General features: G+C 51.9%; 21 protein-coding genes. 7 read left to right on the forward strand and 14 right to left on the reverse strand.

The features are described 5' to 3' along the window. Positions 1–244 precede the first annotated feature (244 nt). Positions 245–1,540: a glutamine synthetase family protein gene (locus tag EVJ26_RS06770; protein ID WP_131458088.1), complete on the reverse strand. Its 1,296-nt coding sequence runs from the start codon at positions 1,538–1,540 to the stop codon at positions 245–247. A gap of 306 nt (positions 1,541–1,846) precedes the next feature. Between EVJ26_RS06770 and EVJ26_RS06775 the strand changes: the two genes are divergently transcribed. Beyond that, positions 1,847–2,884: an SDR family oxidoreductase gene (locus EVJ26_RS06775; RefSeq protein WP_131458087.1), complete on the forward strand. Its 1,038-nt coding sequence runs from the start codon at positions 1,847–1,849 to the stop codon at positions 2,882–2,884. 51 nt (positions 2,885–2,935) lie between these two features. On the opposite strand, the gene EVJ26_RS06780 is transcribed toward EVJ26_RS06775, so the two are convergent. Both EVJ26_RS06780 and EVJ26_RS06785 read right to left on the reverse strand, forming a co-directional pair. Continuing rightward, complete coding sequence (locus tag EVJ26_RS06780) at positions 2,936–3,259, reverse strand: YflT domain-containing protein (RefSeq protein WP_236634166.1); 324 nt, start codon at positions 3,257–3,259, stop codon at positions 2,936–2,938. Positions 3,260–3,362: 103 nt separating this feature from the next. Beyond that, positions 3,363–3,590 carry a hypothetical protein gene (locus tag EVJ26_RS06785; RefSeq protein ID WP_131458086.1) on the reverse strand — a complete coding sequence of 76 codons (228 nt, stop codon included), beginning with the start codon at positions 3,588–3,590 and terminating at the stop codon, positions 3,363–3,365. A gap of 119 nt (positions 3,591–3,709) precedes the next feature. Between EVJ26_RS06785 and EVJ26_RS06790 the strand changes: the two genes are divergently transcribed. Then, a complete protein-coding gene (locus EVJ26_RS06790; RefSeq protein WP_236634165.1) occupies positions 3,710–4,768 on the forward strand; it encodes a GTP pyrophosphokinase in 1,059 nt (352 codons plus the stop codon). Between the two features lie 89 nt (positions 4,769–4,857). Further along, positions 4,858–5,295, forward strand: a complete 438-nt coding sequence (locus tag EVJ26_RS06795) for a MarR family winged helix-turn-helix transcriptional regulator (protein ID WP_131458085.1) — start codon at positions 4,858–4,860, stop codon at positions 5,293–5,295. A 482-nt stretch (positions 5,296–5,777) separates the two neighbouring features. Here the strand turns inward: EVJ26_RS06795 and EVJ26_RS06800 are convergent, their stop codons facing one another. From EVJ26_RS06800 to EVJ26_RS06820, 5 genes are all read right to left on the reverse strand, one after another. After that, a complete protein-coding gene (locus EVJ26_RS06800) occupies positions 5,778–6,419 on the reverse strand; it encodes a class F sortase (protein WP_236635522.1) in 642 nt (213 codons plus the stop codon). After that, entirely contained in the window at positions 6,364–7,161 is a 798-nt protein-coding gene (locus EVJ26_RS06805) for a DUF4397 domain-containing protein (protein WP_070327221.1), read from the reverse strand. Before EVJ26_RS06805 ends, EVJ26_RS06800 begins: the two co-directional genes overlap by 56 nt. 250 nt (positions 7,162–7,411) lie before the next feature. Beyond that, positions 7,412–8,125, reverse strand: coding sequence for a glycerophosphodiester phosphodiesterase (locus EVJ26_RS06810; protein WP_131469455.1), 714 nt, complete (start codon positions 8,123–8,125; stop codon positions 7,412–7,414). Positions 8,126–8,136: 11 nt separating this feature from the next. Next, positions 8,137–9,603 carry a carboxypeptidase M32 gene (locus EVJ26_RS06815; protein ID WP_131470157.1) on the reverse strand — a complete coding sequence of 489 codons (1,467 nt, stop codon included), beginning with the start codon at positions 9,601–9,603 and terminating at the stop codon, positions 8,137–8,139. A 66-nt stretch (positions 9,604–9,669) separates the two neighbouring features. Then, the gene (locus EVJ26_RS06820) at positions 9,670–11,202 is read right to left on the reverse strand and encodes an FAD-dependent oxidoreductase (RefSeq protein WP_131458082.1); all 1,533 of its coding nucleotides are present in this window, start codon (positions 11,200–11,202) and stop codon (positions 9,670–9,672) included. Positions 11,203–11,404: 202 nt separating this feature from the next. On the opposite strand from EVJ26_RS06820, the gene EVJ26_RS06825 reads away from it, so the two are divergent. After that, entirely contained in the window at positions 11,405–12,382 is a 978-nt protein-coding gene (locus tag EVJ26_RS06825) for a D-alanyl-D-alanine carboxypeptidase family protein (protein ID WP_131470158.1), read from the forward strand. Between the two features lie 352 nt (positions 12,383–12,734). Beyond that, the gene (gene putP / locus EVJ26_RS06830) at positions 12,735–14,216 is read left to right on the forward strand and encodes a sodium/proline symporter PutP (RefSeq protein ID WP_131458080.1); all 1,482 of its coding nucleotides are present in this window, start codon (positions 12,735–12,737) and stop codon (positions 14,214–14,216) included. A 60-nt stretch (positions 14,217–14,276) separates the two neighbouring features. Here the strand turns inward: putP and EVJ26_RS06835 are convergent, their stop codons facing one another. From EVJ26_RS06835 to EVJ26_RS06860, 6 genes are all read right to left on the reverse strand, one after another. Beyond that, positions 14,277–14,573, reverse strand: coding sequence for a hypothetical protein (locus EVJ26_RS06835; protein ID WP_236635523.1), 297 nt, complete (start codon positions 14,571–14,573; stop codon positions 14,277–14,279). A gap of 14 nt (positions 14,574–14,587) precedes the next feature. After that, positions 14,588–15,142 carry a hypothetical protein gene (locus EVJ26_RS06840; protein ID WP_070327215.1) on the reverse strand — a complete coding sequence of 185 codons (555 nt, stop codon included), beginning with the start codon at positions 15,140–15,142 and terminating at the stop codon, positions 14,588–14,590. Between the two features lie 78 nt (positions 15,143–15,220). Next, the gene (locus tag EVJ26_RS06845) at positions 15,221–16,042 is read right to left on the reverse strand and encodes a YihY/virulence factor BrkB family protein (RefSeq protein WP_131458079.1); all 822 of its coding nucleotides are present in this window, start codon (positions 16,040–16,042) and stop codon (positions 15,221–15,223) included. Positions 16,043–16,152: 110 nt separating this feature from the next. Next, positions 16,153–17,571, reverse strand: a complete 1,419-nt coding sequence (locus EVJ26_RS06850) for an alanine/glycine:cation symporter family protein (protein WP_236634163.1) — start codon at positions 17,569–17,571, stop codon at positions 16,153–16,155. A 60-nt stretch (positions 17,572–17,631) separates the two neighbouring features. Further along, positions 17,632–18,537 carry a Gfo/Idh/MocA family protein gene (locus EVJ26_RS06855; RefSeq protein WP_131469448.1) on the reverse strand — a complete coding sequence of 302 codons (906 nt, stop codon included), beginning with the start codon at positions 18,535–18,537 and terminating at the stop codon, positions 17,632–17,634. A gap of 69 nt (positions 18,538–18,606) precedes the next feature. Then, the gene (locus tag EVJ26_RS06860; protein ID WP_016509062.1) at positions 18,607–18,789 is read right to left on the reverse strand and encodes a hypothetical protein; all 183 of its coding nucleotides are present in this window, start codon (positions 18,787–18,789) and stop codon (positions 18,607–18,609) included. A 197-nt stretch (positions 18,790–18,986) separates the two neighbouring features. Here EVJ26_RS06860 and EVJ26_RS06865 point away from each other — a divergent pair, with 197 nt between their 5' ends. Then, a complete protein-coding gene (locus tag EVJ26_RS06865) occupies positions 18,987–19,949 on the forward strand; it encodes a DNA/RNA non-specific endonuclease (protein WP_131458077.1) in 963 nt (320 codons plus the stop codon). A 386-nt stretch (positions 19,950–20,335) separates the two neighbouring features. Beyond that, on the forward strand, positions 20,336–21,697 hold the full coding sequence (locus EVJ26_RS06870; RefSeq protein WP_131470159.1) for an SNIPE associated domain-containing protein: 1,362 nt from the start codon (positions 20,336–20,338) through the stop codon (positions 21,695–21,697). Positions 21,698–21,829 lie beyond the last annotated feature (132 nt).

Raw genomic sequence — 21,829 nt, forward strand, 5'->3', positions numbered from 1 at the left:
TGGCGCGAAACAAAACGTCAGACCTGAAAGGCATGACGTTACAGAGCGTGATGGCGATCATCGCGGTAAACCTGAAGCGGATCATCACCCTCTCAAAAGAAAAAACAGGATAAGGGCAAGGAAAAAGAGCGATTGTCCCGACTTGAGTCGGTCCAATCGCCCTTTTTTTCTGTTCACGCTCGGATAGAGCGGAGGTTTTTCAGTGCCCTCTCGCGCGAGGAATGGCGTTTTATTATCCATCGGATTACTTACGGACTTGGATGAGCGACAAGTAACGGTCGATCATGTCGTGGTTGAAGTAGTCGTGGAAGTGGTCTTGCTTCAACGCTTGGATCGACTCATGGAACGTCGCCGGGAGCGACGAGATACCTTGGCTCTCGATCTGTTTCGCCGAGTACTCGAACAAGTCGTCCTCGTTCGGTGCCGACGGCTCGATCTTCTGCTCGATCCCTTCAAGACCGGCGTAGATGAGCGCCGCCAGTGCCAAGTACGGGTTCGCGCTCGGGTCGGGGTTACGGACCTCGACACGCGTCGAACTGCCGCGTGAAGCCGGGATGCGGATCATCGAGCTACGGTTCGACGGGCTCCAACAAATATTGACCGGTGCCTCGAACCCTGGGACGAGGCGCTCGTATGATTCTGGGAGCGGGTTCGTGAAGATGGCCGTCGCCCGGGCATGCTTCAAGATCCCTTCGATGAAGTGGCGGGCCGTGAGCGAGAGCCCGTAGTCAGACTTCGGCTCTTCAAAGGCGTTATCGACCGGGTTGCCATCTTTATCGTTGTTCCAGACCGAGATGTTCAAGTGCATCCCTGATCCGTTGACGTCACGAAGCGGTTTTGGCAAGAACGATACTTTTGCCCCTTTTTCCTGCGCCGCGAGCTGGACGACTTCCTTGAAAAACTGGATGTTGTCCGCCGTGTGCAAGGCGGTGTCGTATTTGATACCGATCTCGTGTTGGGCCGGTGCGACCTCGTGGTGGACCGCTTCGATGTTGAAGCCGACCTCGCTCAAGCGGTTGGCGATATGTTGGCGTACTTCGTAGCCCTTATCTTCTGAACGTGTCGAGAAGTAACCGGCCTCGTCATAAAACTCGCCGTTTTCGTCAAAGATGAAGAATTCTGGTTCGGCCCCTACGAAGATGGAGTAACCGTCACGGGCAGCGCGCTCTAACGCGTCTTTCAACACGTTGCGCGGGTCGAACTCGTAACGTTCGCCGTCTGGTGTGCAGACGTCACAGAAGAAAGCGAGGATGCTCTCGTCACCGTCTTGTTCGTAGCGTGGTCGATCTAAATCCGGTCTCAAGAATAGGTCTGAGTTTTTGATAGAAGAAAAACCGGCGATTGACGAGCCGTCGAACATCGTCTTCCCTTCAAAAACTTCCGGCAACAACTTTGCAGAAAGAGTCAACAGCTTCAAGTCTCCGATCACGTCAGAGAAATACATGTGGATTTGCGTAATCCCTTTCTCTTGGACCGTTTTTTCAATCTCTTCTTGCTTCTTCCTATTGCCGTCCTTATCAGTTCCGAATAGATTTGCCATGATTCTTAAAAACCTCACTTAATTTATTTGACAGGTCATCACTGTCATGACGTACCATACGTACGCTTCTCCTTAAGTCATAACCTACTTTTTAAAAAGTTAAACCCCTATTCTTTCGATTTTAGCGTCTCGGCATCGATGAGCACGCTGCTCGGGAAGGAAGTGCGCGGCCCCGCTCGCGCGTTTGTTTTACTCGTGGCGGACCGCGTAGACCGTTGATGCTGCTATAAAAATCTGAGTTCGAAGTGGCTCATTCTCGTGACGCTTGGTATGATGGGTAGAGACTGAACAGAGAGGAAGAACGCTGTGAATATATTTATGACCGGTGCGACCGGATTTTTAGGAGGGCGGCTCGCCCGCGAACTGATTGCCCGAGGACACCGACTTTGCGTCTTGGCCCGAACGCCACAGAAAGTGACGGCGATGTTTACGAAGAGTGAACTTCGTTCGATTGACGTGCTCGCCGGTGATTTGACGGCTCCGCTCCTTGGAGCGGACGAGGCGTTTATCCAATCAAACGTTGATCAATTCGATTTGGTGCTCCACATGGCGGCGCTCGTCAAATTCGACGAAGAATTGCGCGAGGAGCTGTTCGATACGAACTTGACGGGGACGAGACAGGCCCTCGCTTTGACGAAGGCGTTGCACTGCCCCCGCTTCTTCCATGTCAGCACGGCCTACACGCTCGGGGCTCGTGAAGCAGGGGATGAGACGCTATATGCGACGGACCAACCGTTCCATAATCCGTATGAGGAGAGCAAGGCCCATGCCGAACGCGAAGTATGGGCGGCCCGACACGACCTCGCCGTCTCCATTTTCCGGCCGGCCATCATCGTCGGCGACTCGAAAACCGGGGAAGCCGACTCGAAGTTCACGATGTACGGTTACATGCGCGCCCTCGAGGTGTTCAAGCGCCGCCTCGAGCGTCGAGGTGCCCCGGCCGAACCGATCCGTCTGCTCGGCTCGGAGACCGGTACGTCTAACCTCGTGCCGGTCGATTACGTGGCCGACGTGTTGCTCGCCGCCATCGAGCACGCCCGCCCGAACATGATTTATAACGTGACGAACGATGCCCCGCCCCGGAACGAGACGATGCTCGAGTATATGAAGCAGGCGCTCGCGTTCCCGCATCTCAAGATCACCGAGACTCAATCCTCAAAGCTCAGCAACGTTGAGCACACGTTCAACGAGATGGTGAAAGTGTTCAATCCTTATTTAAATCGTAATATCGTCTTCAACGATCAAAATACGAAGCAACTTTTGGCCGATGCTGGCTATAAGCCGCTTGATTTGGATGAACGGTCGCTCCGCCGGATCGTCGATGCCTACTACGATACGAAGTGACATCAAAAAACGGACCTGACAAATTTGTCAGGTCCGTTTTTTTGATGTCACTCAACCTTTGTAGCAAACGAGAACGATTTTACCGTCCTGAATCTCACTTTCAAGTGATTCGACCATCTGCTTCGTCAACCCGAGGCTCTCGAGCTGGTCTAGGCGGTCATCCGAGTTTTTCGTGAATTTTGACACGAGTGATTCCCACATGCCTTTCTCGGTGATGCGGTAAGGCTGCACACCCGCTTCGGCAGCGAGTCGAATCGTCAATTCTTCATCTTTGGCAAATAAGTAAATGCTCTCATTGACGCATCCGCCCGACACCATTCCATTCACTTCATGGTCGACCGAAGTCATATCTGGCACAATTCTCGTTTCTAACATCTTTCATCCTCCTAAACATTCGCTTTCTAAAATCGAATAATATACTATTCCCGAAAAGTGAGTCATAAAACCCGATTGGACGAATCGTTTTATTAACAAGAGGTCAATGTATCGTGTAAGACCAATATTCGATTTCGAAGTGGTCGATGAGCCCTTGGATGCGCTGTCGCTCCCCGGCTTCGGTCTCCACCCCTTCCCGTCCGACTTTTATCCGGAACAGCTCGGGTTGCGAACTGAGCTTCGAGACTTTGTACCCGGCCTGTTGCAACAGGCCCGAAACGATTTCAAGTTTCTCGCGCTCAGGCGATTTGAACGTATGCGACACTTTCATAACATTCTCCCTTCCCCTTTTTCTCTGACGTATTGTATCATATCAACCGGGAAGTACCGCCGTGCTATCAAGTTTTCATTGATGATATAATAAGAACAATGAGACAAGGAGTGATTGAGATGCCGAGACAGGATATGAACACAATCATGCTCGACTATATGAATGAGAAAGAGGACTATGAGGCGTTCGCCGCCAAGCTGAAGTCGCTACTGAGCGAACTGTTGGACGATGCCGGGATCCAGTTCCACTCGATCGTCGCCCGAGCGAAAGAAGCCGAGAGCCTATATGCGAAACTGTCCCGCAAGCCGTACCAGTACCGGTCGCTGCGTGACGTCCAAGATTTGGCCGGGATCCGGATCGTCACTTATTTTCATGATGACGTCCGCGCCGTCGCCCATATTCTTGAAGAAGAGTTTCGAATCGACCGCGAGCAGTCGATCGACAAGTCGACGTTGCTCGACCCGAACGAGTTCGGATACCTGTCCGTCCATTACGTCGTCGGATTGAGCGATAAACGGCTCGCTCTCGGTGAATATCGCCGTTTTGAGGAGAAAGAGGCCGAGATCCAAGTCCGCTCGATCCTCCAGCACGCCTGGGCCGAGATCGAGCACGATTTAGGTTATAAGAATCCGAACGCGGTCCCACCGGAGATCAAGCGCAGCTTCAGCCGTGTCGCCGGACTGCTCGAGATCGCGGACTCGGAGTTCGTCAATATTCGCAAACAGTTGCGCACGTTCGAACAAGAGACGGTCGAACGGATCGTCGAGTCACCGGAAAAAGTCACGATCACCCGCGATAACTTGAACTACTATATCGCCAACGACGTCACCGTCGAGAAGCTTGATAACGCCATCTTCCAAAGCGACTGGCTGCTCGAGACCGACTTGTCGACCATCGTCGAGCTGACGCGCATGTTCCATTATGCCGAGATCCGAACGTTCCAAGATTTGAGGGATACGCTCGATCGTTACTTCAATCGAGCCGTTCAATGCGCGACGCTACTGCCGTCCTCGTTGCTGCCGCGTCAAGGGATGGGCGTCGTCTATGCTGTCCTCGCCAAACTGCTCGCGGAAGGCGATGATCAACAAATCGAATTCTTCTTCCGTCGGTTTTATCCGGACTTGAAGCATTACGACGAAATCATTCAAGAATTGCGTATCCAAGAAGAGCCATCATAACTTTACAGACTTCATGTTTTTGTTGTAGAATGTTTCTATGTACTGAAATATATGCAAATAATGATTTTTTATAGAAGGGACTTTCGAGGATGACAACACCTGTACACACGGCATCCCGTCGCCAGCTCGTCGCAGACGCTGAGCGTGGGATTCGCATGAACTACCGCGGAGTGAAAAAGAACCTCCGCTCGATGTTTTCGCAATACTTGACGCGTAACGAATTCTTCATCCTCCGATCGCTCTGTCAAAATAGTCCACAAATCGCCTCGGCTTTATCGAACGAGTTTCAATTCTCGGCCTCGATGATCACGGCCCTTGCTGATGAGTTGACGAAAAAAGGCTTGATCTCGCGCGAACGCAGCGAGCGCGACCGTCGTGTCGTCGAACTTCAAGCGACAGAGGAAGGCCGTGTCTTGTTCGAAACGCTCGAACACATGAAAATCGAATACTTGATGGACGTGTTCGACGATTTTTCAGACGAAGAATTGGTCCTTCTCTCGAAGTTGCTCGACCGCATGGACGCCTAAGGCGAACCAGACTTTATAGTGAATACGACTTAAAACAAGCAACAGGTCCCGAATCATCGGGACCTGTTGCTTGTTTTAGATATCAGATTCATTCACCTAGCCGCGCCTGATCGGCTGCCTGTTCACGCGCCCTCATCTTTTCATTCCATCTTCGGTGCTCTTCAAAAAATAAGTCTTGCTCATTATGGAGACACATTTCTCTCATTTTCTTACTCAGTTCCCGTTTCTCTTTCACTGAGTCACGACCTAACACGAACTGCCAAGTCAAATATATGCCGATCGCAAGTAGGAAACTGCCGCTGCCATTCCAACTCTCTCATAACTGATTAACCAAAAAATAATGGACAGTCCTACATTGGCGATGTGTTTTCTTTTTAGCACGCTCTGTTAAATCCCCCGTCAATTTATTCAATCAATTTTCCGACAGTTTATAATATATCAAAAAACTCGGGATGATTTTCATCCCGAGTTGAAAAATTGTGCTATTGCTTAACAATCGCCGTGACGACGATCCGGTCTCGATACCCATGTTCTGGGTCATAAGGACCCGCACACGTGATGAGTTGAAGACGAACCGATTGTGTCGCCGCGAAAATCGAGGCGAGCGGAACATCTTCGACCCGGTACCGTTCGACTGACACGACCTCATATTCGATCACTTGCTTGTTACGTTGGAGCGTCACCTGCTCTCCAAGTCGTATTTGATCAAGATTAGCGAAAATGGCCGGGCCTTGTAAATCGTCTAAATGTCCGGATAAGACGACGTTGCCTTTCGCTCCTGCTTTCGCCCCGTAACGATACCAGCCGACCTTGTCTGCTTCAGCCGGTGTGTCCATCCGGTCGTATCGGTCTTTACCGACCGGTTGGATGACAGTATCGACTTCAATAGACGGAATCTTCAGTCGTTCTGGAACGAACGTCTCGGTGTGAAAGGACTGACGATCGATTTCAGTAGCGGCCAACACGAGCGGTTCTGCGAATCCGACAGTTGAAAGTTTCGCATCTACGTCCGGGGCATCCGCTACTGGTGCTACCATGAGGAACGAGAACGTTCCGATCAAAAGTAGCTTAAGCGTCTTGTTTCTGACGACGAAAGACGTAGAAGCCAGCTGCTGCTGCGCCAAGTACTGCTGCTGCTAGCAACCAGTTCATTGAAGCTGTCTGAGCGAGACCGCCTTGACCAGTCTCAGGAGCTTCGGCCATTTCTCCACCATCAGCTGCGAGGAGTACTTCGAAAGCCGGTTCCCCTTCAAGAAGGCCGATTGCGAATGCCGTATAGTTTTTACCGCCTTCGAGGGCGACGCCGTCAAGCGCTTTTACGACGTCAGTCGCGCCAGCTGGGCGAACTTCAAGATCGTACGTTCCAGCATCGAGTGTACCGTAGTCACTGACTGCTTTGAACTCGAGGTTAGAGAAGAGTGGGTCTCCACCTTTTGGAGCTACATCGACTGCAGGTGCGTCAGGTGCGAAGTGAGCGACGCGGACTTTCGATTTGCCATCTTCAAAGTTGGCGTCATCTTCCATCGCTGCGATCTCGATGTTTGCAAGTTGACCGATCGCTGCCGCTGTGTAGAATTTACCAGCTTCGATTGAAAGGTCGGCTGCGACGACGACTGTCTCAGTGTCGCCTGCTGGTTTGATTTCGACGTTGTAGTCACCAGCCGGTAGTGTCAAGTAATCCGTAAGCGCTTTGAACTCCGCGCCTTCGACTGCGACTTCACCGTTGACATAGACGTCCACCGCAGGGGCGTCAGGCGAAGCGTGGAGCACACGGACCATCGCGTTCTCGTGTCCATCTGCACTGACTGGCAGGATGAACGCGAACGCTAGAGCGAGTGTACCAAGTAAAGACATCAATTTCTTCATGTGAAATTTCCTCCTTTTTTTCCTTGGGTTGACCGATTGACTGCATACGACAAGTTTGATGCGATGCTGCATAGTGTGCTACATCTGATTGCTATGTAGCTGGTGACATCTTAAACTTAAGACAACAGGACAATGGCGTAAAGATGACGGTGTGCTTCGAATATGCCAGTCGGCACATTTGGTTGTTGCCGTTTTCTTTACATAGTCTTCCTTCCCGTTTCCATAAATTTAAAAACCCCGTAACGACATGTTACGGGGTTAAATGTGCTCGGGCCCATTCGATATCGTTGACGAAGACCGCATCGACATCGATCCGTTCGAACCGTTTCAGCTGTTCGGTCGTCTTGACCGTGTACGGACGGACCTTGACACCGGTCTGTTGAATGAGCTTGATCTCGTCATCGGTCATCGTTCGGACACTTGGATGAACGCCTGTCGCCCCTAACTTGTTCAAGTAACCGGCCAAGTCGAACAGCGGTTGGGCGATGAGCGCGGCAGACTCGTACTCGGGTGCTAACCGCTTCAACCGGTAGAGCGTCTCATGATTGAAGGAAGAGAACAGGACGCGGTCGGCCGGGAATCTATGGGCTCGCAGCGTCTCGACGAGTCGGTCTTCGATCCCCTCGTACCGGTCGATGTCCGTCTTCACTTCAAGGTTGAGACAGACGTTCGTTTCTTTTACCAATTTTAACAGGTCGTCTAGCGATGGGATGCGCTCCTCGAGGTCGAATAAGACACCGGCGTTGTATCGTCCGAGCTCGGACAACGTCATCTCGGCAATACGACCCGACCCGTCTGTCGTCCGGTCGATCGTCTCATCGTGAATCAAGACGAGGCGACCGTCTTTCGTCAAGTGGACGTCCGTTTCAATCCCGTCGGCATGGGCGGCGAGCGCCGCGCGAAACGCCGCCATCGTGTTCTCCGGGAACTGGTTCATCACCCCACGGTGCGCGAATAGCTTCATCGGAAGACTCCTTACTCGGTGACGTATTTTTTCGTCAAATAGCGGACGAGCGGACGGACCGAGATATCGTCCCCGGTCACTTGCTTGATCAGCTCGTTCGGGGTGAGCGACTTGCCGTGGCGATGGACGTTCGTCTCGAGCCACTGTTTGATCGGACCGAACTCGCCTTCATGCACTAACGTCTCAAAGTCGGACCGTTCCGATTTGAGCGTCTCGGTCAACTGCGCCGCATAAATCAATCCGAGCGCATAGCTTGGGAAGTAGCCGAATGAACCTCCGGCCCAATGGACGTCTTGCAATACACCTTTCGCATCATTCGGCACCTCGACGCCTAAGTACTCTCGATATTTCTCGTTCCAAGCGCTCGGCAGCTCGGCGACGGTCAAATCACCTTGGATGAGTGCCTTCTCAAGCTCGTAGCGGATGATGATATGGAGGCTATACGTCAGTTCATCCGCCTCGATCCGGATGAGCGATGGCTTCGCCTCGTTCACGCCCGCGTAGAACGTATCGAAGTCGATATCTTGAAACGCCGGATGCCGTTCTTGTAGCCGTGGATAGACGCTGCGTAAAAATGCTTCGCTACGCCCGACGAAGTTTTCAAAGAAGAGCGACTGTGACTCGTGGATACCCATCGATGCGCCTCCCCCGAGTCCGACCTCATCGAGCGCCTCGTCGATCTGTTGCTCGTACGTCGCGTGGCCCGCCTCGTGCATCGTCCCGAACAGGGCGTTGCGGAAGTCCGACTCATCATACTTCGTCGTGATCCGCACGTCTCGGCGGTTGATCGTGATCTCGAACGGATGCACGGTCGCGTCGAGGCGACCACGGGACAAGTCATAATCGACGACCCGCATCCAATCGTGACAGATCTGTTCTTGCACCGCCGCCTCCATCGACCAGTCGAGTTCATGCTTGCTCGACTTCAACTGACGGATCAACGGGACGAGCTCGTCCCGTAGCGTCTGGAACAATTCGTCGAGTTGTTCGACGGTCATACCCGGTTCGTAATCATAGAGCAACGCATCGTACGGGTGCGTCTCATATCCGAAATATTCCGCGAACTTACGCTGGAACGCGACGATTTTTTCTAAATACGGGGCGAATGTGCCCCAATCGTTCTTGTCTTTCGCCTTTTCCCATGCCGTCTCGGCTTCAGAGACAAGTGTCACGTAGGCCTGATACTCCGCCGGAGGGATCTTGGCGTTCCGTTCATATTGCATCTTCGCCACGTCGACCGAGCGGACCTCGGTCGGTGTCAACTCTTCGGTCGCCGTCATCTCGGCGAGCAGTTCCGCGAACGAATCGCTCGTCTGACGTTTGAACGCCTCTGTCGACAAGTAACCGATCGTCTCGGCACGAAGCGGGGCCGACTGTTCCGGCATCTGTGTCCGCATGTCCCAATATAGTAGCGAGATCGCCTCATCGAACGCACGTAACTGTTTGAAATGTTCACGCCATTGCTTTGTAATTTCCATCTGATTCCCACCCCTATGACAGTTGTTTCCTTACCTCTCTACTTTAATCGATGTGACGAAAAATGCCTATTCTTTCGACACATCCACTTTTCGCTCATAGTGGAGCGGCTTCGTCGCCGGACCTTCAAGGACGTTTCCTTGCGTGTCAAAGCGCGATCCATGACATGGACAGTCCCAAGACCGCTCCGCGTTGTTCCAATTGACGCCGCAACCCATGTGCGTGCAACGGGTCGATACGAGATGACAGTTGTTGTCGAGATCCCGATAAGCGCCGACTTTCTTGCCATCGACGTGAACGACCCCACCTTCGTCGAGTTGGAGGTCGTCGAGCGATCCCGGCTTCTCGAGCGTTCCTTTGACGAATTGGGCAGCTGTGTCCAAATTCGTCTTCAAGAACTGACCGACATCCGCCGGTTTGAACTTCGAACGGAGCGGATCCAACAGTTCGGTAAACCGGTTCTCGTGACCGGTCAGTAGGTCGGCGAGCAACAGTCCGGATGCGATCCCGTTCGTCATACCCCATTTGGCGAATCCGGTAGCAACGAAGATGTCCGGTTCACGACTGAACATTTGACCGACGTAAGGAAGATGGTCCAACGTGATCAAGTCTTGGGACGACCAACGGAAACTTGATTTTTTAGCGCGGAACGCATCATTCGCGAACTGCTCCAACCGGTCGTAGCGCGTGCGCGTCTCTGTCACGTGACCGCTCAGATGCCCCTCCCCTCCGACGAGGACGTACGAGCGATCGCCGTCATCGAACGTCCGGAACGAGCGGCTCGGCGAATCGACGCTCAAATACATGCCGTCCGGCACGGGACCGTTCGTCTCGCAAGCGACGATGTAGGATCGTTCGACCTCAAATTTCGAGAAGTATAGTCCACGGATGTCGTTGAACGGATAATGCGTCGCGACCACGACTTGATCGGCTTGGACACGGCGCCCGGTCGATGTCGTGATGATCGGACGCGGACTTTGGCTGATCTCCGTCGCCCGTGTTTTCTCATAAAGCTTCCCGCCCGCTTCGACAAAGCGACGCGCCAGTTCGTTCAAATATTTCACCGGATGAATCTGGGCTTGGTCGCGGATGACGGCTGCTTGTTGTACCGGAAATGGAAAGACTGCGTTGACCTCGTTCGTCGCATCCCCACCATTCAACCCGATTTTTTGATACGCCTCGATCTCGGAGGCGAGCTGACTCGAGCTGTCGATCGTATAGAGATATGAATCTTTCAGTTCGTAATCGATGTCGAATCCGGTTTCGACTTGACGTCTCAAATAGTCGAGTGCCTCATCGTTGAACTCATAGTAAAGACGTGCCGTCTCTTCATTGAACGTCTGCATCAATTTCGAATAGATGGCGCCATGCTGGACGGAACATTTGGCCGTCGTGTGCCCGGTCGTGCCGCGGCCGACTTCCATCGCTTCGAGCAGGACGACCTGCTTGCCCCGGTTCTGAAGCTCATAGGCGGTGACGAGTCCGGCGATCCCCGCCCCGATGACGACGATGTCACAAGAAACGGAACTCTCGAGTCGTGGATACTGTAGGGTGCGATCGTGTTGTCGCCACAATGAATTCGTGAATGGATAGCGATGCATGATGATACCTCCTTTAGGAATGAACGTGTCTGCTTATGTGTATACCCATTCCCTTCTGTTTCATCACTCGATAAATATTGACCTGTTTCTCGATTTTAAAGACGATTTCATTGCCCGACATCCATTATGGTAGAAAAGTAAACTATGAAGGAGCGATTGCAAAGTGAAACGTACCCGTAGACATCGTAGACAGACCTATATAATGAGACGCTTGACTGCCGGATTGATGCTTGTCGGAATGATCGCGATCATTCCGGCACTCATCGGCTTCAAGCAAGAAACACCGGTGACATCTGATCCGAAGGCGCCGATGGTCGAACCGGTCAAACAAGGTCCATCTTTCCCGGATATCCCGATCCAAGAATGGGCAGAAGATTCCACTTTGACCGCCGACCCGGAACAGGTTCTTGTCGGGGCGATGACGTTCGTTGATTTGACGGACGGTGTCGTCTTGTTGGACAAACACGGGGAGGAGCGTGTATACCCGGCCAGTACGACCAAGCTGATGACGGCATTGCTCGCCTATGAGAAAGCGGCGGTCTCCGGCGAACTGGACCGCCCCGTCGTCGAAGTGTACGCGACGACGCTCGACATCCCCTGGGACAGTCACATCGTCCATCTCGCCGTCGGCGACCGCCTGACCGTCCGGCAAGCGCTCTACGCGACACTGCTCGAATCAGGCAACGATGCCGCCAATAGCTTGGCGGAGTACGTGAGCGGCTCGACGGCGGAATTCGTTGAACTGATGAATGAACGGGCCCGCGTCCTAGGCTTGACTGGCACGAACTTCAAAAATGCCCACGGCTATTCGGACCCGGACCACTATACGACGGCACGCGACATGGCTAAAATCACTTATGCGTTCGGGACGTATCCCGAACTCATCGAAATCGCTGGAACGTATGAGTACGAGGCGAAGTTCGAAGACAAAGATGGACTGATGAAGCGACGATGGTGGTATCACCTCGGGTCGGCGATCAACAGCCGCAGCATCCACTACTCGGACCTCGTCAAGGCGACGAAGACCGGCTATACCGACGAATCGGGCTACACGATGGTGTTCTTGATGGAGCATCAAGGCAAGCAGTACGCGCTCGTGACGATGCAGGCGCGTTCCGGACAGACGTTCCCGACGATGCGGCTCGTCGAACAACTCGCATTCGGACGTCAGGCTGAATGAACGTTACATATGACGAAGACCTGAACTGATCGGTTCAGGTCTTTTTTTGTGGCGTGTTCGTCTTCAAAACAGCCGCTTATATTACAGGGAGATTACAGAGGCATTGCCTCAATATTTCTAATCGTCAGAATATTTAAACTTTTTGAATGAAAAATACCTTGCTTATCCGTTGGTATAATAGGCTTTAGAGCCGTTTTTATGAAAAGATGACAGTTTGCAATCACTCTGAAGGTCCGTTAAGGTTAGTGACAAGTTCGGATTATCAGTTTGGGTTCGTCATCTTTATGGGAGGATTCCCACATTTCAAACCAAAACTGTTGAACAACATTGAAAGCGTACAGGAGGTAATCAAATGTTATGGCAAGAATGGGTATCCATCGCGCTTTACCTCGTGATGATGCTAACTATCGGTTACGTCGCTTATAAGCGAACGACCGACTCATCAGATTATATGTTAGGCGGCCGCAAAATGGGGCCGGGTGTTACCGCCATGTCAGCCGGAGCTTCGGATATGAGTGGTTGGATGTTAATGGGTCTTCCGGGGGCAATGTATGCCACAGGATTATCAGCGATTTGGTTAGCCGTTGGATTGGTCATCGGAGCTTACTTGAACTACTTGTTAGTCGCTCCCCGTCTACGTGTCTTCACGGAGATGGCAAATGACTCGATCACGATTCCTGACTTTTTAGAGAATCGGTTCCGAGATCACTCGAACTGGCTACGGATCCTATCAGCGTCCGTTATCATCATCTTCTTCACGTTCTATACGTCAGCTGGACTTGTGTCTGGCGGGAAGTTGTTCGAAAGCTCGTTCGGGATCAACTATCAGACCGGTGTCATCGCCACGATCAGCGTCGTCATTCTTTACACGCTCTTCGGTGGGTTCACTGCTGTTAGTTGGACAGACTTCGCCCAAGGCGTCATCATGTTCATCGCACTCGTACTCGTACCGTTCGTCGCTTTGACAGACGTCGGTGGCATGACGAACGCCGTCAACACGGCGACAGCGATCAACACCGACCTGTTCGACTTGTTTAAAGGGACGACAACGCTAGGGATCATCGGTCTCCTCGCTTGGGGACTCGGTTACTTTGGCCAACCGCACATTATCGTTCGTTTTATGGCGATCAGAGATGTGAAATCATTGAAGGCGGCACGCCGGATCGGTATGGGCTGGATGACCGTCTCGATCATCGGTGCGGTCATGACCGGCCTCGTCGGTATCGCCTACTTCCGTGGTCAAGGCAATCCGCTAGCAGACCCGGAGACGGTGTTCATCCGTTTCTCTGACGTCTTGTTCCACCCGTTCATCACCGGATTCTTGCTCGCAGCGATCCTCGCAGCCGTCATGTCGACTGTATCGTCGCAATTGCTCGTTACGTCGTCGGCGTTGACTGAAGACTTCTATCGTAAGTTCTTCAACAAAGATGCAAGCGATAAAACAATGGTACTCGCCGGTCGAATCGGCGTATTGACGGTTGGTGTCGTGGCGACACTCATTTCGCTCAGCCCATCGAACACGATCTTGACGCTCGTCGGTTATGCTTGGGCCGGATTCGGCTCGGCCTTCGGTCCAACGATCCTCTTGTCGCTCTATTGGACGAAGATGACTCGCCAAGGCGCACTCGCCGGTATCCTCGTCGGTGCCATCACGGTCATCCTTTGGATCGTCACGGGACTCTCGAGCGTCATCTATGAGATGGTGCCAGGCTTCTTCTTGAGTATGCTTGCCATCGTTCTCGTCAGCACGTTCACGAGCCAACGCGAACAAAAACGGATCAGCCGTGAGTTCAGTGAAATGGAAACAGAACTTGCTGCCGCTAGAAAAGATTAAGTCACATAAAAACGCTCGACCCAATTCACGGGTCGAGCGTTTTTTGTCGGTTGTACTTCTTTAGTACATCGTCCCCGCCATCACCCAAAGTTGGAGTAAGAACGTGGCGAGCACGAGTGCGAGCATGGCATTTCTCATCCATCGATTTCGGTTCCAATAATACGCCATTAAGACGAACGGATGAAGCGCGGTCAATTCGTAGGGATTGAACCAAAACCAAGTGAGGATCAAGACGAGCAGGAAGTAGAGCACCGATTTCTGTTTCGTGGCACGGTACTCGCGCCACATGTCGTAAGCCCCTTTAAAAAAAGCGACGAACGTGACAACCCAAAACACAATAACAATTATATTATTCAATCACCTTACCACCTTCATGAGACGTTTTCGAAATAGAAGCCACCCCAGTAAATATGTCGATACGTGAACTCCTTGCCGCTCTCGGCCGTGATCACGATCTCATCTTCGGTCAAGACGAGCACGTGAACGGGGACCTCCCCTTCCCGTAGCATCGGGCTGAACAGCTGGAACTGCTTGTTCAACCACTTTCGTTCCGTGAAGTCACGATAGTGGTGCAGTGCCAACGACGGGTGGACCAAGAACACTCCGACGATCAAAGCGATGGCACCAGGAGAAGCGGAGAGCTCGATCAGTAAAAACAGGACGAGCACGAGCGACAAGACCGCATAGCCGAATTCTAACAGCTCCATCAAGGAAGCCCGGCTGGCGACCACGTATTGGATGACACGAAACGTGACGTACAGCAGGAGGCTGACCATCAAGTATTGCGAAAATGGAGCGGTACTCATTGAGATATCCAAATAAAAGAGTACCGGTAATAACATGACCCACTTCCATAATTGTAAGGCGAGGTAAAACAATGTTTGATCGATGAAACGACGATTGTGTACGAGCCGTTGCATATCCATGTTTCCCACCTCCGATTAAAAGATGTGTCTTAACGGTATCATTCCCTCAATCGTTGAATGATAACAAGCATTTGCAGGTCAATCGGAAATTTCTTTTTGTTCAATGAGCGTGGCGTTCAATAGCCCTCCGAGGAGGATGATGGAAGCCGCCAAATAAAACCAAACCAACAAGATAATAAACGCACCGAGCTGACCGTAAAACTGTTCGTAGTTGGCATATTGAGAATAGTAGCTGAAGACGTTGGAAACTGTCAATATGCCGATAGTAGCGAGTGATGCTCCGGCCCAACTGTCACGGAACGTCCCGCGATGACTCGGCAGCCATTTGTAGACGAGCAGGAAGACACCAAACATGACGAGCGTCCCGACGACCCAGCGGAAGTAAAACCATATTTGCGCATATCCCGCAACGATGTCGTCGACAAAGATGATCCGCGTCGACAGTTCGCGCAACGCGGTCTCGACGACAGGGATGACCAATGAGAACGGCAAAACGAACATGAGCGCCAGTGTGACGGCGATGTCCTGGAGAGCCCCTCTTAAGAACGACTTGTTCCGGATGAGGCGATACGCATCATTCAATGATCGGACGAGCGACTGGACAGCCATTGATGAAATCCACAGTGCCGGCAAAATGCTGAGCGACGCCAGACGCAGCCTCGAGTCATCAAATATCGCCTCGATGTTCCCTTCTAGCAGTCGGTAGCTCGCTTCCGGCATGACGAGGGACAGCGCCGAGATGACGTCCCCGCTCGTGAACGGGAGCCATCCAACAATGCCGAGGACGAACAGTAAGAACGGAAACGTCGACAAGATGAAATAATAAGCCAACATCGCGGCTTGATCGAAAAAACGTTCGGCAAAAAAGCGCTTGAATAAAACTTTAAACGTCTGTATCATGCTGTTTACTCTTTTCGTAATTTATTTAATATAAATGCGGTATGTGAAATAATAATATTGTTGCTTGAAAGGCAAGAATACGACAGTCGTTGCCTATTCTTGCCTCGTCCTTAACTGATGTGTTCTCGTTTCGATTCCCACGCCTCGAGATGTTCCTTGCCCGGCAGATCGACGTCATCGCGCGAGAACACCGGATCCCGTCCGGACCGTTTTTGGGCGACGTAATCGTCGAGCAACAGCTTAGCGACTTTGCTGAGACGGAAGATGGCGTACATGTTGACGAGCGCCATCAATCCCATGAAGATGTCGGCGATCGACCAGACGAGTCCGGCCGAGCGGACCGAGCCGAACATGATCATCCCTAGCACGGCGATACGATAGATGACAACATACACTTTCCGTTCCGAGATGAACTCGATGTTCGTCTCTCCGTAGTAATAGTTCGCTAAAATCGAGCTGAAGGCGAACAGCAGGATGGCGATCGTCATGAGCGTCGTCGCGACCGGTCCGATCTCCGTCAACAGTGCCTCTTGCGCGAGCTCGATACCTTGGAAGTCTTCAGAACCGGGAACTCCGGAGATCAAGACGATCATCGCGGTCGCCGTACAGATGAACAGCGTATCGACGAAGACACTGAGCGATTGGATCAACCCTTGCTTCACCGGGTGGCTGACCTCGGCGGTCGCGGCGGCGTTCGGCGCCGACCCCATCCCCGCTTCGTTCGAGAACAAGCCGCGCCGTATACCTTGAAGCACCATCGCTCCGACGGCCCCGCCGAACAATTCTTGGAAGCCTAGCACACCTTCTGAGAAGATGGCCGAGAACACGGCCGGAACGACGTCGAGATTCGTCAGCACGACCCAGAGCGCGAGCAAGATATACCCACCCGCCATGATCGGGACGATGATCCCGGACAGCGTCGAGATCGACCGGATCCCGCCGAAGATGACGATCCCCGTCGCAACGGCCAAGATAACACCAACCCAGACCGTATCGATGGCGAAGACGTTATTGACAGAAAGCGCGATCGTGTTCGCTTGCACGGAGTTAAAGGCAAAGCCAAACGCGAACGTGATGAGGATCGCAAAGACGATCCCGAGCCAACGTTGACCGAGCGCCCGCTCGATGTAATAGGCTGGTCCGCCGCGCCATGCCTTGCCGTCATGCACTTTGTACACTTGGGCGAGCGTGCTCTCGACGAAAGCCGAGGCTGAACCGATCAAGGCGATGAGCCACATCCAAAACACGGCCCCAGGCCCACCGAGCGCGATCGCGGTCGAGACACCGGCGATATTTCCAGTGCCGACCCGTGCCGCTGTCCCGATGGCGAACGCCTGGAACGAGGATACTTGCCCTTTCTCATGTTTGAGCCCTTTGATGAACAATAACTTGAACATTTCCGGCAACATTCTAAACTGCACGAATCCCATCCGGATCGTGAAGTAGATCCCACCGGCAATCAATACAAAAATAAGCACATACGTCCATAACAGGTCGTTCGCTTGCATGACCAATTCACGGACATCCACTGCGCATCCCCTCCTTTTAGGGAGTTCTTACCCTGTCTAGCCCCGCCAGAAACGATTTCGTCACCGTGTTGCCGCGTCTAGTATTTGTTCACAAAGGGCATGGGTCGTCAAGCTGTCCTCGGCGCGAACACAACCGTTCGGCTTCCCGTTCAACAGTTTGAGAAACGCGTCGATCATCGTCGTAAAGCCGCGCCGCGTCAAATTCGACTCCCACGGGCTCAAGGCGCGCTCGAGCATGCCGTCGGGCGTAAAGTCGTAGACGCGCTCGACGTCTCGAGAGACGCGTTTTAGACCCGGTGACATCACTTCCATCACTTCTTCGGTGCAGCCGTTGTCCCGGTTCATGATGCCGACCGCCTCGACGCCGCCGGCCGTGAAATTGATCTGGAGCTGCTTGAGCGTATCCCCTTCATAACGCGTCCGAACAGACAAATCCTCGACCGGATTGAGACCGGTCAAGTAACGGAGCGTGTCGACGACGTGGACGAAGTCCTCGATGATGAACTCACGCAGCGTCGCCGGCTGATATGTACGATTCTTTTGGATCAAGACGAGGTTCGGGTTCTCGACTTCTTTGAGCGCCGCCGTCGCCGTCGCAAAACGACGGTTGAAGCCGGTGACGAGTTCGACCTCGTGCTCGTCTGCGAGCCGGACGAGACGTTCGGTCTCCTCGAGCGTGAACGTGACCGGTTTATCAATGAAGACGTGGACGCCTTGCCGAAGGGCGTACTCGGCTTGTCCGGCATGCGCTGACGTCGTCGAATGGATCAACACCGCATTCATCTCACCGAGCGGGACGTCCTCAAGCGTTCGGAAGTGACCGCTGAATCGATATTGACGGACGAGTTGTTCCGCTTTCTCCTTATCTCGCGAGACAAGATAAACATCTACCCCATCTAGCCCGGCATAGACCGGTAAATACGCTTTCTTGGCAACATCACCTAAACCAACAACGACTAATTTCATTTCAACATCACTCCTCTTTCGATTGACTGCATAAAACCCCAAAGCGTCGGCCCGGGGTCGATGGTTCATTTAATGGACCGCTAAAATTTCAAAACTTGTGATCGGCTTACGAATGGCGTCCGATACGATTTGATAAAGATCAGCGAGTTGCTCGTTATCGTTCAAGTCCGGCGTTCGATCAAGCTCGACTTCACACGTTCGTGTCGTCTGCTCCTTGTCTTGAAACGCATATTCAATCGTGTATAGTTGCATGAGACGTCTCCTCTCCACTATGTATACGTATGTATAACCTGTAACCGAACGATTGAAACGCTTCAAGTACACCTAGTCAAATCGTTCATGTTATATATATTCAGAAATCCTACAATTTCCAATCTTAAGCCTTGTATAATCATTCAAAGATTCCTAGAATGAACAAGTATGTACCAAGTGATTAAAGGAGTTTTTAAATGAAAGCACGATTTACTTATTTAGCCTTACCGCTGGCGATGTTTCTACTGGCCGGATGTAGCACCGAAGAAGAGACGTCTCCTATCGATGATACGATTGAAGTGACCGATTCGCAAGAAGAATCGTCCGATATGGCTGAGTCTCAAGCAGAATCCGTTGAAGTGACCGATTCACAAGAAGAACCTGCTGTCGAGACGGAAGCGGAGGAACAACAACCGACTAGCGATCGCTTCTCCGGCTATGAACGTGTCGAAGTCGACGGTGGTGATTTGTCTGGGCATCGCGAGGCGAATGTTGTCGTCGACGTCGGTTTCGGGGACCGTGAATATTGGGCGTTCACGAACGATCACGGGCAACTCGTGAAAGTGACAGCTGACGAGATCATCCTACAAGATGATGAGAGCGAGGACGTCACCTCGTCAGGACGCTACTACTGGGACGAGGCGAAAGTCCCCGGCGTTGAACATCATTCGTTAGATGAAGGACATGTCATCGCCGATTCGCTTGGGGGCGTCTCTAACGCCTTCAATATCACCCCGCAAGACAGCACGCTCAATCGGCACGGGGACCAGGCTTATATGGAAAGTGTGATCCGTAGTGCGGGCGGAGCGACCGATTTCGAGGCCATCATCACGTATCCGGATACCGAGACGCAAATCCCGTCGAGCTATCAATACACATACACGTTGAATGGCAATGTCATCGTCGACAAGTTCGACAATGTGAACCCGGACGAGGTGAACGAAGGGCTCGGATTGACCGAAAGTGAACCAGAACCGGAGGCTACTCCCGCTCCTGCTGCAGAGCCGGTTGGCGACGTATCAAGCGTCGATGCGAACGGGAACGGGCAAGTGACGATCCAGGAAGCGAAAGACGCCGGCTTCAGCATGCCGATCACGAGCGACCACTGGCTCTACCCGCATATGCGGGATAATGACGGGGATGGAATGGTCGGCGAATAACACGTAACCTCCCCGCGTGAGTCAACTTTTCGAAACGACGATCTAATAGTCTATGTGGTGACGCTCTTTCTAATTAGAGGAAGAGCGTTTCTTTTTGTTAAAACGATATTCGTATGTAGTTTTAAATTTGATATTGAACGACTGACATATTTCCCAAAGTAATATTATTTTGTCGAATGGTTTTCATTTGTAAATCAAGGAATGGAATAATCTTACATGATACAATCAGCAGATAGTTACATAAAAATAATACGCATAGGTTCGAACAACATTGAAAAGTTCATGTCTCTGCTCGAGGTCAAACTCGATAGCGTACATGGGACATGAGAGATGAGAATTTGTGGCTTCGTATACTATTTTAATTTATTTGAGAGGAGATGGAATGAATGGGTTGGTGGAAAGATATCATTAACGCTCGGCAGAACCGAGAGGAAGTCGAGCGTTTGACGAAAGAGATTGAACGAATTGAATTGACAAAGGAAGAGGTTCGATACATCGATCTCAAAAGAGAAATCGAAACCATAGAAAAGCATAATGAAATCAAACAAACTGAACTGCGCGACGAATTAGACAAGTTCAAAAAAAGTATCGAGAAAGAGCGCTCTTCTATTGAAAAAGAAATTGAGACACTCAAACGGACGCGTGATCAGCTCGGACTAAGCATAAACGAATACGAAGGCCGGTTGTCTGCACTCGAACATGGCTTATTCTCCCCACCTCGTTACCTGACTGATGAAGATACTTCCGAGATGTTAAAAGCGAAGCTAGACGCGGTACGCTCGAAACAAAAGGTATTGATTAAGGAAAAACGCGCCACGACACATCCATCCGGATATACAGTCGACGGGGACAAGAAGAAAGGTAAAGAGTTCGTGAATGACACGATCAAGTTGATTTTACGAGCATTCAACAACGAATGCGACGTCATCATCGCCGGCGTGAAGCATACGAACCACGACCGGTCGATTGACAGGATCGCGAAGAGCTTCAAACAATTGAACTCGTTGACCGACATGCAGTCTGTATTCATGACGGACGAATATCTCAGACTGAAACTTCAAGAACTTCAAATCATGCATAGGTACCGCGTGAAGAAGCAAGAAGAGAAGGAAGAGCAGCAGGCCATCAAAGAGCAGATGCGAGAAGAAGCTCGTGTCTTGAAAGAAATCGAGGAGGCTCGTAAGAAAGTCGAGAAAGAAGAGAACCATTTCAAGGCAGCCCTACTCGCAGCACGCACCAAGATTGAGAATGCGAACGAATCTGAGCGCACGGCTCTCGAAGCGAAGATTGCCGAGCTCGAGGCCAAGCTGAAAGAAGTCGAGGAGATTAAAGGAGACATCGAGAACCGCGAGCGCAATACGCGAGCCGGTTACGTCTATGTCATCTCGAACATCGGATCTTTCGGGGAGCATGTCTACAAGATCGGCATGACGCGACGTCTGGAGCCGCTCGATCGGATCCGTGAGCTCGGGAGTGCCTCAGTTCCATTCACCTTCGACATCCATGCCATGATTTTCTCGGAGGATGCTCCAAATCTCGAGAACAAACTCCACAAACGGTTCGCCGACCGGCGCGTGAACCAAGTGAACTTCCGAAAGGAGTTCTTCAAGGTCAACATCGATGAGGTCGCAAACGTCATCAAACAGGAATTCGACCAGACGCTTGAAATCACTATGCTCGCGCAGGCTGAAGAGTATAATCGAACGCTACAGATTTTGTCCGAAAGCGAAGCAGCAGCCTCTCACTAAAAGTTACGGAAACGGTACAAGTATTGGCCAGATGGGCTCAGGCGGCGAAGAACATATTCAGGGTTTCTTCTTCGCCCGTCTTGGCCTCAGAAAAAGACAAACGGCCGCCAGATGGCGACCGTTTGCGTTGCT

Origin of the sequence: Exiguobacterium sp. SH3S1 (genome assembly GCF_004337105.1) — a bacterium.
Lineage (GTDB): Bacteria > Bacillota > Bacilli > Exiguobacteriales > Exiguobacteriaceae > Exiguobacterium > Exiguobacterium aurantiacum_A.

What these genes read in the sequence shown, in the direction of transcription:
- EVJ26_RS06790 (WP_236634165.1), top strand. Translation starts at nt 3,710, where the DNA reads ATGCCGAGACAGGATATGAACACAATCATGCTCGACTATATGAATGAG.
- EVJ26_RS06785 (WP_131458086.1), bottom strand. Translation starts at nt 3,590, where the DNA reads ATGAAAGTGTCGCATACGTTCAAATCGCCTGAGCGCGAGAAACTTGAA.
- EVJ26_RS06840 (WP_070327215.1), bottom strand. Translation starts at nt 15,142, where the DNA reads ATGGATATGCAACGGCTCGTACACAATCGTCGTTTCATCGATCAAACA.
- EVJ26_RS06770 (WP_131458088.1), bottom strand. Translation starts at nt 1,540, where the DNA reads ATGGCAAATCTATTCGGAACTGATAAGGACGGCAATAGGAAGAAGCAA.
- EVJ26_RS06820 (WP_131458082.1), bottom strand. Translation starts at nt 11,202, where the DNA reads ATGCATCGCTATCCATTCACGAATTCATTGTGGCGACAACACGATCGC.
- EVJ26_RS06865 (WP_131458077.1), top strand. Translation starts at nt 18,987, where the DNA reads ATGAAAGCACGATTTACTTATTTAGCCTTACCGCTGGCGATGTTTCTA.
- EVJ26_RS06805 (WP_070327221.1), bottom strand. Translation starts at nt 7,161, where the DNA reads ATGAAGAAATTGATGTCTTTACTTGGTACACTCGCTCTAGCGTTCGCG.
- EVJ26_RS06815 (WP_131470157.1), bottom strand. Translation starts at nt 9,603, where the DNA reads ATGGAAATTACAAAGCAATGGCGTGAACATTTCAAACAGTTACGTGCG.
- EVJ26_RS06780 (WP_236634166.1), bottom strand. Translation starts at nt 3,259, where the DNA reads ATGTTAGAAACGAGAATTGTGCCAGATATGACTTCGGTCGACCATGAA.
- EVJ26_RS06845 (WP_131458079.1), bottom strand. Translation starts at nt 16,042, where the DNA reads ATGATACAGACGTTTAAAGTTTTATTCAAGCGCTTTTTTGCCGAACGT.
- EVJ26_RS06860 (WP_016509062.1), bottom strand. Translation starts at nt 18,789, where the DNA reads ATGCAACTATACACGATTGAATATGCGTTTCAAGACAAGGAGCAGACG.
- EVJ26_RS06855 (WP_131469448.1), bottom strand. Translation starts at nt 18,537, where the DNA reads ATGAAATTAGTCGTTGTTGGTTTAGGTGATGTTGCCAAGAAAGCGTAT.
- EVJ26_RS06870 (WP_131470159.1), top strand. Translation starts at nt 20,336, where the DNA reads ATGGGTTGGTGGAAAGATATCATTAACGCTCGGCAGAACCGAGAGGAA.
- EVJ26_RS06810 (WP_131469455.1), bottom strand. Translation starts at nt 8,125, where the DNA reads ATGAAGCTATTCGCGCACCGTGGGGTGATGAACCAGTTCCCGGAGAAC.
- EVJ26_RS06825 (WP_131470158.1), top strand. Translation starts at nt 11,405, where the DNA reads ATGAGACGCTTGACTGCCGGATTGATGCTTGTCGGAATGATCGCGATC.
- EVJ26_RS06795 (WP_131458085.1), top strand. Translation starts at nt 4,858, where the DNA reads ATGACAACACCTGTACACACGGCATCCCGTCGCCAGCTCGTCGCAGAC.
- putP (WP_131458080.1), top strand. Translation starts at nt 12,735, where the DNA reads ATGTTATGGCAAGAATGGGTATCCATCGCGCTTTACCTCGTGATGATG.